The organism is Aliihoeflea sp. (assembly GCF_052435475.1).
Classification (GTDB): Bacteria; Pseudomonadota; Alphaproteobacteria; order Rhizobiales; family Rhizobiaceae; genus Aliihoeflea.
In genome coordinates, this window is record NZ_JBQVMV010000004.1 from 187,024 (window position 1) to 196,964 (window position 9,941).

Below are 9,941 nucleotides of genomic sequence, written 5' to 3' on the forward strand. Positions count from 1 at the left end.
ACATGCAGGGAGGAACCCATGTTGAATTGGAAAGCACTGGCTGCCGGCGCCGTTGCCGTGGCAGCTTTTACCACCGTTGCCGCCGCGCAGGAGACGACGCTGCGCCTTCACCAGATGCTGCCGCCGCAGGCGACCATCCCGGCCGAGGCCCTGAAGCCCTGGGCCGCCAAAGTGATGGAGGAGTCCGGTGGACGCCTCAAGATCGAGCAGTATGACGCGATGCAGCTTGGCGGAACCCCGCCGCAGCTCGTCGATCAGGTCACCGACGGCGTCGTCGACATGATCTGGACCGTCATCGGCTATACGCCCGGCCGCTATCCGTCGACGGAAGCCTTCGAGCTTCCCTTCATGGTGACGACCGGCGAAGCGACGTCGAAGGCCTTCCACGAATATTGCGAGAAGTACTGCACCGAGGAATTCTCGGGCATGAAGGTCATCGCCTGGCACGCGCATGGTCCAGGTCTGATCCATTCGAAGAACCCGATCGCGACGCTCGAGGACATGCAGGGCGTCAAGATCCGCGGCGGCTCGCGCGTCATCAACCAGATGCTTGAAGCACTGGGCTCGACTCCGATCGGCATGCCGGTTCCGGCCGTCTCGGAATCGCTGTCGAAGGGCGTCATCGACGCCACGACCATTCCGTGGGAAGTGACGCCGTCGCTGCGCGTTTCCGAACTCGTCAAGAATCACACCGGTTTCACCGGCGACGAGGGCCTCTATACGCAAACCTTCGTCTTCGCGATGAATCAGGCCTCCTATGACGCGCTTCCTGACGACCTGAAGGCCGTCATCGACGCCAATTCGGGCATCGAGGCCGCCGCCATGTTCGGTCGTGTCATGGATTCGGGCGACGAGAAGGGCCTGAAGATCGCGCAGGACCTCGGCAACAACATCATCACCCTCGACGAGGCAGAGACCCAGCGCTGGAAGGACACCGCCGCGCCGCTCATCGACGCCTGGATCGAGGAGATGAACGGCAAGGGCATGGACGCCAACGCCATGGTCGACGACGCCCGCGCGATGATCGCCAAGCACCTCGGCTCCTGATCTCGTATTTCGACAAGAAACCGGCCGCGAGCAATCGCGGCCGGTTTTTTTAATTGCGGAAGTTCGATCCTTCCTCGTCGAGGATCGACTTCAGTTCTTCCAGATGGCGCTTCGCCGACGCGACCGGATAATTATCCATCTGCGTCGCGACGCGCTCGGCGATCTCGTCCGACAGATGGCGGATCTGCTGGCCGGTCCACAGCGCCTTGATGTAGGTCTCGCAGGCGCGCTCGAAATAATAGAGCCGGTCGAACGTGTCGCCCACCGTCTCGCCGATGATCATCACGCCGTGATTTCCCATCACCATCACCTTGGCCTTCGGGTCGGCGAAGAGCCGCGAGCAGCGCTCGCCCTCTTCCTCGAAGGCGAGCCCGCCATAATGAGCGTCGACCACCTGGCGGCCATGGAACATCGCCGAGTTCTGGTCGATCGCGGGCAACAGCGAATTCTCCAGCGAGGCGAGCACGGTCGCGTGCACCGAGTGGACATGCATGACGCAGCGCGCATGCGGCACGTTGCGGTGGATCGCGCCGTGCAGGCCCCACGCCGTCGGATCGGGCGCATCGGGCCGCTTCATCGTGTCGGGATCGTTGGCGTCGATCAAAAGCAGGTCGCTCGCCTTGATGCGCGAGAAATGCATCAGGTTCGGGTTGATTAGGATCTGCGTCCCGCCCTCATCGACGGCGAGCGAGAAATGGTTTGCCACCGCCTCGTGCATGTTGAGCCGCGCCGTCCAGCGGAAGGCCGCGGCGAGGTCGCAGCGCTCCTCGTAGAAGGGCAGGTTCGGGCGGCGCGTGTCGGCCAGTTGGGTGACGCTCATCGGGCGCTCTCCTAATTGTTCAGGCCACAGCATGTCGCGCCGGGCCGCAAGGCGCAACCGTCAGGACGCCTGCCGCAACTGGTCCAATCCACCATTCTCGACGAGAAAATCGACGATCTCGTCGACACCCTTGCTGCGCGAAAGATCGGTGAAGGCGAACGGCTTGCCGACCCGCGCGTTGATCGCGTCGCGCTCCATCTGTTCGAGGTCGACATTCACGTAAGGCGCGAGGTCGGCCTTGTTGACGACGAGGAAGTCCGACCGCGTGATGCCCGGTCCGCCCTTGCGCGGAATGTCACCGCCTTGGCAAACCGAAATGACGTAGAGCGTCAGGTCGGCTAGGTCGGGTGAGAATGTCGCCGCCAGATTGTCGCCGCCCGATTCGATGAAGACGATGTCGAGGCCGGGAATGCGCGCGGTGAGCTGGTCGATGGCCTGAAGGTTGATCGAGGCGTCCTCGCGTATGGCGGTGTGCGGGCACCCGCCCGTCTCCACGCCGACGATGCGGTCTTCGGACAGCGCCTGCAGGCTCACCAGCGCCATCGCGTCTTCCTTGGTGTAGATGTCGTTCGTCACGACTGCCACCGAGTAGCGCTCGCGCATCGCCTTGCACAATTTCTCGGTCAGCGTCGTCTTGCCGGAGCCCACCGGCCCGCCAATGCCGACCCGCAAGGGTCCGTTGGAAGAAGTCATGAGCGGAACAGCCTCGAATATTGCGTTTCGTGGTTCATGGCGGCGATTTCGGCGATGAAGGCCGAACCGCCGAGATCGTCGAGCGTGGACCCGGCCGCCCGCGCGGCGACATCGAGGATCGTCGTCTCCATCTCGCGTAAGAGCGTCACGCCGCGCTCCTGGCCGAGAATGGAAAGCCGGATTCCGGCTTGAATCTGATTGGAGACGAAGGCCTGCAGATAGGCCGCGATCGTCTCTTCGTGTGGCAGGTCGTTGAACCCAGCCGATGCACCGAAGACGACGGGGTAGGGTGAGGTCGCAGGCAGGGCGAGTCCTTCCGTCCACCCCGCAACTGCCTTCGCGAAAGCCTGCCCCTGCGCCATCGTCTCCAGATGCCGCTCGGCCGAGCCCGCCATCGCCTCGGCAAGTTCGGCCAACTCGCCAAGATCGCCGCCGTCGCGCCCGCGCCGCCACGCCTCGGCCACCAACACCGCGTCGTTCCAGCCGGTGCCGTGCCGCATCAGCCCGTCGAGCCATGCGGCGAAATCGCCGACATGCCCGTCCGCAACCGCCCGCTCCAGCCCATGGCTGTAGCTGAAAGAGCCGACTGGAAAGGCTGGCGACAGCCAAGCCATCAGCCGTAGCGCGTGCGCCGCCTCAGCCATGGTCGTGGCCATGTGAATGCTGGTGGTCGTGCCCATGCGCCTTGCCGGAATAGGCGCCGCGCACCGGCTCGAAGCCTGTGCGAACAGGCGCGATGGTCGCGCCCAACCCTTCTAGCATCGCCTCGATCACATGGTCGCGCAGGATGAGGATACGGTCCGCGTCGATCTGCGCCGCCAGATGGCGGTTGCCGATATGCCAGGCGAGTTCGACGAGATGCAGCCGGTCGCGCGGGCGGATCTCGATCAGGTCCTCGTCAGCGGCCGTCACTTCGGCAAGCGCGCCATTGTCGAGCAGCAGGCAGTCGCCGGCATGAAGCGCTACAGGCTGCGGCAGGTCGACCAGCACACGTGCGCCGTTCTGAAGGATCAGAAGCTTGCGTCGCAGATGCCGCTCGTCATGGGCGAGCGCGACCGTGCCGACCACGTTTCGGTCGCCACGCGCTTTCGCCTCCACCACGCCGTTCGCCCGATACATCATGTAGCCGCCACCTCCTTTTCACGGGCCTGCGCGCGGGCCAGCGCCGGTCGGGCCAGAACGCGGTCGAAATAGGCGTTGACCCGTTCCGAATCAACTACGAACTTCGCCCCGCGCGCCCATTGCCCGCAATGGCCGAGGATGATGTCGGCAGCCGTGAAGCGGTCGCCGAGCGCGAATGCGCGGTCGCCGAGGCGCTTGTCGAAATTGCCGATTTCCGTCGCGAATTCCGCCTTGCACCAGGGGCCGACCTCGGCGCGCAACTCGTCGGCCAGCCGGAAGGCGTGCTTCAGCCGGTTCCAGAGCGGCGCTTCGAGTTCGGCCTGCGCAAAGAACATCCACGAGGCGATCTCTGCGCGCTCCGCCGGCGTGGTGCCGCCCATACCCTGATCGGCGTGCTTGTCAGCCAGATAGAAGACGATCGCGGCCGAATCCGTTACGACCACCTCTCCATCGGCCAGAGCCGGCATCTTGCCGCTCGGATTGTAGCGCAGCATCGTCTCGGTATGCATCTTCGCCATGACGATCTCGTAAGGCTGGCCGAGTTCTTCCAGCATCCATGTGACCCGCGTCAGCCGCGAGCCGGGCGATCCAACAGCCTGATACATCAATGGTTCTCCACCTTTTCCGGGTGGACGATCTCGATCTTCCGCTCGATCAGATGCGGCGCGCTCGCTTCCCGCCAGGCGGCGACATGCGCGCTTTTGGCATGAACCGAAAGCGCCTCGCGCGTCTCCCATTTCTCCACGAAGACGAGCCGCTCGGGGTTGGCGATGTCGGCGTGGAGGTCGTAGGCGATGCAGCCATCCTCCTTCAGCGTCGCCTCGCGGCAGGCGCGCGCCGGCGCGCGCAGATGGTCGAGCGCGCCGGGTTTTATGGTGAGCGTGGCGAAGACGTAGATCATGATACCTCCCTTGTTCGACCGGGAAGCTAGAACAGAAAGTACCGCTGCGCCATCGGCAGCACGGTCGCCGGCTCGCAGGTCAAGAGTTCGCCATCGGCGCGCACTTCGTAAGTCTCCGGATCGACGTCGATATGCGGCGTCGCATCGTTGAGGATCATCGAGCGCTTGCCGATCCCGCCGCGCGTGTTCTCGACGGCGACCATTTGCTTCTCGACGCCCAGCCGTTCCCGAAGACCAATGTCGAGCGCCGCCTTCGAGACGAAGGTAACGGAGGAATTGGTGATCGCCTTGCCGAAGGCGCCGAACATCGGCCGATAGTGCACAGGCTGCGGCGTCGGGATCGAGGCGTTGGGATCGCCCATCGGCGCCGCCGCGATCGTCCCGCCGACCAGCACCATGTCCGGCTTCACGCCGAAGAAGGCCGGGTTCCAGAGCACGAGGTCCGCGCGCTTGCCGATTTCGATCGAACCGATCTCCTTCGACAGCCCATGCGCGATTGCCGGGTTGATCGTGTATTTGGCGATGTAGCGGCGCACGCGGAAATTGTCGTTGTCGCCCGCCTCCTCCTTCAGCCGTCCGCGTTGACGCTTCATCTTGTCGGCCGTCTGCCAGGTGCGGATCGGCACCTCGCCGACGCGGCCCATGGCCTGTGAGTCCGACGAGATGATCGAGAACGCGCCCATGTCGTGCAGGATGTCCTCGGCCGCAATGGTTTCCTTGCGGATGCGGCTTTCGGCAAAGGCGACGTCCTCGGGGATCGACGGCGACAGGTGGTGGCAGACCATCAGCATGTCGAGATGCTCGGCGATCGTATTCACCGTATAGGGCCGCGTCGGGTTGGTGGAGGAGGGGATGAAATTGTCGAACCCGCACACCTTGATGATGTCCGGCGCATGGCCCCCGCCTGCGCCTTCGGTATGGAAGGCGTGAATCGTCCGCCCCTTGATCGCGTCGATCGTGTTTTCGACGAACCCGCTTTCGTTCAGCGTATCTGTGTGGATCATCACCTGGATGTCGTGATCGTCGGCGACCGTCAGGCAGCAGTCGATCGCCGCCGGCGTCGTGCCCCAGTCCTCGTGCAGCTTCAGCGCGCAGGCCCCGCCCAGCACCATCTCCTCCAGCGCCTTCGGCCGCGAGGCGTTGCCCTTGCCCGAAAGGCCGATATTCATCGGGAACGCGTCGAAGCTTTGGATCATCCGCGCCATGTGCCACGGTCCTGGCGTGCATGTGGTGGCGAGCGTGCCGTGCGCGGGTCCGGTGCCGCCGCCCAGCATCGTGGTTATGCCCGCCGTCAGCGCTTCCTCGATCTGCTGCGGGCAGATGAAGTGGATATGCGCGTCGAAGCCGCCCGCCGTGACGATCTTGCCCTCGCCGGCAATCGCTTCCGTTCCGGGGCCGACGATGATCGTCACCCCGTCCTGCGTGTCGGGATTTCCCGCCTTGCCGATCGAATGGATGCGCCCGTCCTTGAGCCCGATATCGGCCTTGTAGATGCCCGTATGATCGACGATCAGCGCATTGGTGATGACCGTATCGACCGCGCCTTCGCTACGCGCGAGCTGGCTCTGGCCCATGCCGTCGCGGATCACCTTGCCGCCGCCGAACTTCACCTCTTCCCCATAGACGGTGAAATCGCGCTCCACCTCGATGAAGAGTTCGGTGTCGGCGAGCCGAACCTTGTCGCCGGTTGTCGGTCCGAACATGCGGGCATAGGCGGCGCGCGAGAGGCGGCTAGGCATGGATGGCTCCTGCGAATTCAATGATGCCAAGGGCTTGGTCAGGCCGGGACATGCTCGCGTCACATTGCGCACGGTCTCGCCACGAAATGACCAGCGAATGACCCCGTTCGGTGCGCAACCGAGCGGCCGGTTCGACATTTCCCTTCCAGCCGCCTGAGAGCGGCGATCGTGAGCAAGGGACAGATTTCAAATCGAACCGAAAAGGACTTTCACGATGAAACGGATTATTGGACTGACGACCGCTGCCCTGATGGGCGCTTCGATGATGGTCGCTCCCGCGCTTGCCCAGACGAGCGTCGGCGGCGGCGCAACGGGCGGTGTCAATGCCGAGACCGGCGTTACCGGCGGCGTCGGTGGTGCCGGAGCGGATGTCGATGCCGGTGCCAGCGGCAGCGCGGGTGCCGATACGACTACCGGCACGATGACCGACACCGAAACCGATGCCGGCACGACCGCCGCGATCGGCGCTGATGCGACCTTCGACGGCGCCCTGGCGGCGATCGAGGGCAACGCGACCAGCACCGCCGCAATCGACACGATGACGGAAGTCGGAACTGTCGAGGTGGTCAAGATCGGCGAGCTGGAAGGTGCGGACATGACCGCGCTGGAAACCGCTACGACCGAGCGTGAGGCCGAGATCACCGAGCTTCAGGCTGCTCTCGAAGCCAACACGGCCGTCTCTGCGGCGCTCGAAGCCGAGGACGTTTCGGCCAATGAGGTCGTTGCGGCCCAGATGGGTGCCGGTGGAGAACTCGTGATTTACGTCGAGTAACGCGTATTTCGAGTAGCGACAAAGCGGCGCGGGCTTGGACCCGCGCCGTTTTTTTGTGCTAGGGAGAACGCGCTTCGCAGTTGCGGTAGAGGCTCTGGCAAGCCAAATTCCCGCAGTAACCCGATTCCGACCCTGATCCGCAGCCAGACCAAAGGACCGTTCAAGATGGCTCAGATGTTCCGCAATTCCAGGCCTCTGGCGCTCGTTCTGGCCGGCGCGTTCGGACTGGCGGCCCTCCCGGCCCTGGCGCAGGGCCTCGACAGCGAGGGCGCCATCGATACGATCGTCGGCAGCGATGTGAAGACCGGCGAAAAGAGCGCCGTCGACGAATCCGAGCGCGTCATCGCCGCCATCGAGGCGACGATGGACAATGCGCAGCTCGTGCGCCGTGCGTTCAACATCGACGAGGTCGAGATCGTTTTCCTTCCCGAGGTCGGCGAGGGCGACAGCGGCATCACCGAAAAGCGCGAGGAATTCGCCGACCAGATCGTCGAGCTTCAGCAGTCGATCGAAGGCAGCGCCATTTTCTACCATGCGGTCGATTCCCGCCAGATTCTCGTGCGCGACATCGTCGCCGTCGAGTTTGGCGACGAAAACCGCACGGTGACGATCTTTGTCGCAGGCGCCGCTCCGGCCGGCGCGGCGCCCGAAGGGGACACCCTGGAAGACGAAGCGGTCCCCTCGGAAGCCGACAACGACGCCGCAGACTGAAGTCGGCCCATTACAGCTCGCCCATGATCTTCTGCTGGAAGCCGAAAATGCGTCGGCTCCCGCCGATCGGAACGAGCATCACGTCGCGCTCCTGCCCCGGCTCGAACCGCACTGCCGTTCCGGCGGCGATATCGAGCCGCATGCCTCGCGCGGCTTGGCGGTCGAAGACCAGACCTTCGTTGACTTCATGAAAATGGTAGTGACTGCCGACCTGGATCGGCCGGTCGCCTGTGTTGGCGACCTTAATGACGATCGCTTGCCTGCCTGAATTGAGCTCGATCTCGCCTGCGGCCGGGATGATTTCTCCGGGGATCATGGAGCGCTCCTAGCCGGCGACGAATACGAGGGCGCCGGTAAAGGCGGTGACGGCGCCGAGGGCACGGACGGGCAGGTCGCGCTGGTCGAGCCGAGACAGGGCAGAGGCGAGCCGGATGCCGGCGGCGTGCAGCGCGATCGTCGCGATCAGGAACCCGGCACCATAGGTCAAGGCGCTCGCTTCGCCCATTTCCGAACCATGCGCATGGCCGTGGAAGGTCGCGAACAGGCCGACGAGAAGGGCTGCCGGCACAGCGGGCAGGCGGATCGCGGCGGCGACGAGGAGGCCGAGAACGACCACGGAACCGAGGATCATCGGCTCGACATAGGGAAGCGGCACGCCTGCGACCGCCAGCGCAAAACCGGCGGCCATGAAGCCGGCGAATCCGGCGGGAACCAGCAGGATCGAACGCCCGCCGAGCGAAGCCGCCCAGAGCCCCACGGCCACCATGGCCAATATGTGGTCGAGCCCGGTGATCGGATGCAGAAGGCCTGAAAGGAATGAGTGGTCGGCTTCGGATGCGTGGCCCGGATGGGCGAGCGCCGGTGTGGCTGCGGCCATGAAAACCAGGGTGGCGAAAAAGCGTGTCGGCATCGGCCGTCGTCCTTGTTGCATCGTCGGTTCAGCGGATCGGCTCGTGAACCGTCACGAGCTTGGTTCCATCGGGAAAGGTCGCCTCGACCTGCACGTCGTGGATCATCTCGGCGATGCCTTCCATGACTTGCTCTCGCGTGATCACGTGGGCGCCGGCCTCCATCAGGTCGGCGACGGAACGCCCGTCGCGCGCGCCCTCGACCACGAAGTCGCAGATGAGTGCGATGGCCTCCGGGTGATTGAGCTTGACGCCCCTCTCAAGACGCTTGCGAGCCACGATCGCAGCCATGGCGATCAACAGCTTGTCCTTCTCGCGGGGTGTCAAATTCATCGCGTCGCTTTCAACTTGTCCAAATCTTGGGCAGGCCTGCCTGTCCATTAAGCAGACCGACGAGCGGCATCAGCCGCGCCCTCAGGGCGTAGCCGTCGGTCGCGACAAGTCTGGCAAGAAGCTTGCCAGTCGACCCGATCCGCCAGTGGCTCGCCCCACCATGTTCGCCGATGATCGCGCGTGCCGGTTCGAGCATCCGCTCCGCCCCATCGCCGATCATCAGGAGAGTCGCGACGGCCCGTCCGCCGCCAGCCACCGCCGGGCCCGCAAGTTGTGTCGCAATGGCGGGGCCGATCCGGAAATCCTCGGCATGGATTAGAGAGCCCTCGACGCGCACCCGCCAGCGATCGGAAAACATTGCCGTTTCGACATGTTCGCCCATGGCCGCGCGACCGAAGATGGTGGCTTCGAGAAGAAGGATGCCGGCCCCCGGCGCAAGATCGACATTGAGCCTGCGCCGGAGCGCCGAGCGATCGAACAGGATCGTCTCCTGCGGCAGCCAGGCGATCCGGGCATCCGCGCCGGCCTTCAGTGACACAGAGATTTCGGCGTGTCCGCCCGCAGCCCGATAGACTTTTTCACAGGCCTGCGTGGTGAGCGTCAGACGGGTTCCGGTTGCCGCGTTGATGGTCCAGTCGACGGTATCGCCCCCGGTCAGCCCGCCGGCAGTGTTGATGAGTACCGCCTCGATCGCCGGGCTTTCCGGCGCAGGAAAGCGGATTTTCGCCGCGCCTTCCTGAAACAGCCTGTCGATCCGCGTCCGGCCATCGGAATGCTTGACCGAAAGCCGCCCGGTCGCGCGCACGCGCTGGAGGGCCGGATGGTCGGTGCGGATCGTGGTCAAGTCGCGCGCTCGCGGCAGGAGTGGCTGGTCGCCATCGGCCGAGCAACCTGC

Annotated in this window: 14 protein-coding genes; 3 read left to right on the forward strand and 11 right to left on the reverse strand. The window is 64.6% G+C overall.

What is annotated here, in order from left to right:
- Window positions 1-18 precede the first annotated feature (18 nt).
- Window positions 19-1,047, forward strand: coding sequence for a TRAP transporter substrate-binding protein (locus tag ACT6QU_RS07830; RefSeq protein WP_024588006.1), 1,029 nt, complete (start codon window positions 19-21; stop codon window positions 1,045-1,047).
- Between the two features lie 49 nt (window positions 1,048-1,096).
- Here the strand turns inward: ACT6QU_RS07830 and ACT6QU_RS07835 are convergent, their stop codons facing one another.
- The 7 genes from ACT6QU_RS07835 to ureC are packed head-to-tail and all read right to left on the reverse strand — an operon-like array spanning window position 1,097 to window position 6,322.
- On the reverse strand, window positions 1,097-1,867 hold the full coding sequence (locus ACT6QU_RS07835) for a class II aldolase and adducin N-terminal domain-containing protein (protein WP_444563986.1): 771 nt from the start codon (window positions 1,865-1,867) through the stop codon (window positions 1,097-1,099).
- A 60-nt stretch (window positions 1,868-1,927) separates the two neighbouring features.
- On the reverse strand, window positions 1,928-2,560 hold the full coding sequence (gene ureG, locus ACT6QU_RS07840) for an urease accessory protein UreG (RefSeq protein WP_444563985.1): 633 nt from the start codon (window positions 2,558-2,560) through the stop codon (window positions 1,928-1,930).
- Complete coding sequence (locus ACT6QU_RS07845; RefSeq protein ID WP_444563984.1) at window positions 2,557-3,240, reverse strand: urease accessory protein UreF; 684 nt, start codon at window positions 3,238-3,240, stop codon at window positions 2,557-2,559. Before ACT6QU_RS07845 ends, ureG begins: the two co-directional genes overlap by 4 nt.
- Window positions 3,197-3,679 carry an urease accessory protein UreE gene (locus ACT6QU_RS07850; protein WP_444564037.1) on the reverse strand — a complete coding sequence of 161 codons (483 nt, stop codon included), beginning with the start codon at window positions 3,677-3,679 and terminating at the stop codon, window positions 3,197-3,199. The genes ACT6QU_RS07845 and ACT6QU_RS07850 overlap by 44 nt, the downstream gene beginning before the upstream one ends.
- Window positions 3,679-4,287 carry a glutathione S-transferase family protein gene (locus ACT6QU_RS07855; RefSeq protein ID WP_444563983.1) on the reverse strand — a complete coding sequence of 203 codons (609 nt, stop codon included), beginning with the start codon at window positions 4,285-4,287 and terminating at the stop codon, window positions 3,679-3,681. Before ACT6QU_RS07855 ends, ACT6QU_RS07850 begins: the two co-directional genes overlap by 1 nt.
- Complete coding sequence (locus ACT6QU_RS07860) at window positions 4,287-4,583, reverse strand: putative quinol monooxygenase (RefSeq protein WP_024588000.1); 297 nt, start codon at window positions 4,581-4,583, stop codon at window positions 4,287-4,289. The genes ACT6QU_RS07855 and ACT6QU_RS07860 overlap by 1 nt, the downstream gene beginning before the upstream one ends.
- 26 nt (window positions 4,584-4,609) lie before the next feature.
- The gene (gene ureC, locus ACT6QU_RS07865) at window positions 4,610-6,322 is read right to left on the reverse strand and encodes an urease subunit alpha (protein ID WP_444563982.1); all 1,713 of its coding nucleotides are present in this window, start codon (window positions 6,320-6,322) and stop codon (window positions 4,610-4,612) included.
- 214 nt (window positions 6,323-6,536) lie between these two features.
- Between ureC and ACT6QU_RS07870 the strand changes: the two genes are divergently transcribed.
- Together ACT6QU_RS07870 and ACT6QU_RS07875 are read left to right on the forward strand one after the other, a co-directional pair.
- On the forward strand, window positions 6,537-7,094 hold the full coding sequence (locus tag ACT6QU_RS07870) for a hypothetical protein (RefSeq protein WP_444563981.1): 558 nt from the start codon (window positions 6,537-6,539) through the stop codon (window positions 7,092-7,094).
- 165 nt (window positions 7,095-7,259) lie between these two features.
- Complete coding sequence (locus ACT6QU_RS07875) at window positions 7,260-7,805, forward strand: hypothetical protein (RefSeq protein ID WP_444563980.1); 546 nt, start codon at window positions 7,260-7,262, stop codon at window positions 7,803-7,805.
- Window positions 7,806-7,815: 10 nt separating this feature from the next.
- On the opposite strand, the gene ACT6QU_RS07880 is transcribed toward ACT6QU_RS07875, so the two are convergent.
- The 4 genes from ACT6QU_RS07880 to ACT6QU_RS07895 are packed head-to-tail and all read right to left on the reverse strand — an operon-like array spanning window position 7,816 to window position 9,890.
- On the reverse strand, window positions 7,816-8,121 hold the full coding sequence (locus tag ACT6QU_RS07880) for an urease subunit beta (protein WP_024587996.1): 306 nt from the start codon (window positions 8,119-8,121) through the stop codon (window positions 7,816-7,818).
- Between the two features lie 9 nt (window positions 8,122-8,130).
- Window positions 8,131-8,715 carry a HupE/UreJ family protein gene (locus tag ACT6QU_RS07885; RefSeq protein ID WP_444563979.1) on the reverse strand — a complete coding sequence of 195 codons (585 nt, stop codon included), beginning with the start codon at window positions 8,713-8,715 and terminating at the stop codon, window positions 8,131-8,133.
- A gap of 28 nt (window positions 8,716-8,743) precedes the next feature.
- On the reverse strand, window positions 8,744-9,046 hold the full coding sequence (locus ACT6QU_RS07890) for an urease subunit gamma (protein WP_444563978.1): 303 nt from the start codon (window positions 9,044-9,046) through the stop codon (window positions 8,744-8,746).
- Window positions 9,047-9,056: 10 nt separating this feature from the next.
- Window positions 9,057-9,890, reverse strand: coding sequence for an urease accessory protein UreD (locus tag ACT6QU_RS07895; RefSeq protein ID WP_444563977.1), 834 nt, complete (start codon window positions 9,888-9,890; stop codon window positions 9,057-9,059).
- Window positions 9,891-9,941 lie beyond the last annotated feature (51 nt).

Excerpts from the sequence above, each read along its gene's own strand:
- ACT6QU_RS07835 (WP_444563986.1), bottom strand. The coding sequence starts at position 1,867 with ATGAGCGTCACCCAACTGGCCGACACGCGCCGCCCGAACCTGCCCTTC.
- ureG (WP_444563985.1), bottom strand. The coding sequence starts at position 2,560 with ATGACTTCTTCCAACGGACCCTTGCGGGTCGGCATTGGCGGGCCGGTG.
- ACT6QU_RS07850 (WP_444564037.1), bottom strand. The coding sequence starts at position 3,679 with ATGTATCGGGCGAACGGCGTGGTGGAGGCGAAAGCGCGTGGCGACCGA.
- ACT6QU_RS07845 (WP_444563984.1), bottom strand. The coding sequence starts at position 3,240 with ATGGGCACGACCACCAGCATTCACATGGCCACGACCATGGCTGAGGCG.
- ACT6QU_RS07830 (WP_024588006.1), top strand. The coding sequence starts at position 19 with ATGTTGAATTGGAAAGCACTGGCTGCCGGCGCCGTTGCCGTGGCAGCT.
- ACT6QU_RS07860 (WP_024588000.1), bottom strand. The coding sequence starts at position 4,583 with ATGATCTACGTCTTCGCCACGCTCACCATAAAACCCGGCGCGCTCGAC.
- ACT6QU_RS07870 (WP_444563981.1), top strand. The coding sequence starts at position 6,537 with ATGAAACGGATTATTGGACTGACGACCGCTGCCCTGATGGGCGCTTCG.
- ACT6QU_RS07875 (WP_444563980.1), top strand. The coding sequence starts at position 7,260 with ATGGCTCAGATGTTCCGCAATTCCAGGCCTCTGGCGCTCGTTCTGGCC.
- ACT6QU_RS07890 (WP_444563978.1), bottom strand. The coding sequence starts at position 9,046 with ATGAATTTGACACCCCGCGAGAAGGACAAGCTGTTGATCGCCATGGCT.
- ureC (WP_444563982.1), bottom strand. The coding sequence starts at position 6,322 with ATGCCTAGCCGCCTCTCGCGCGCCGCCTATGCCCGCATGTTCGGACCG.
- ACT6QU_RS07880 (WP_024587996.1), bottom strand. The coding sequence starts at position 8,121 with ATGATCCCCGGAGAAATCATCCCGGCCGCAGGCGAGATCGAGCTCAAT.
- ACT6QU_RS07885 (WP_444563979.1), bottom strand. The coding sequence starts at position 8,715 with ATGCCGACACGCTTTTTCGCCACCCTGGTTTTCATGGCCGCAGCCACA.
- ACT6QU_RS07855 (WP_444563983.1), bottom strand. The coding sequence starts at position 4,287 with ATGTATCAGGCTGTTGGATCGCCCGGCTCGCGGCTGACGCGGGTCACA.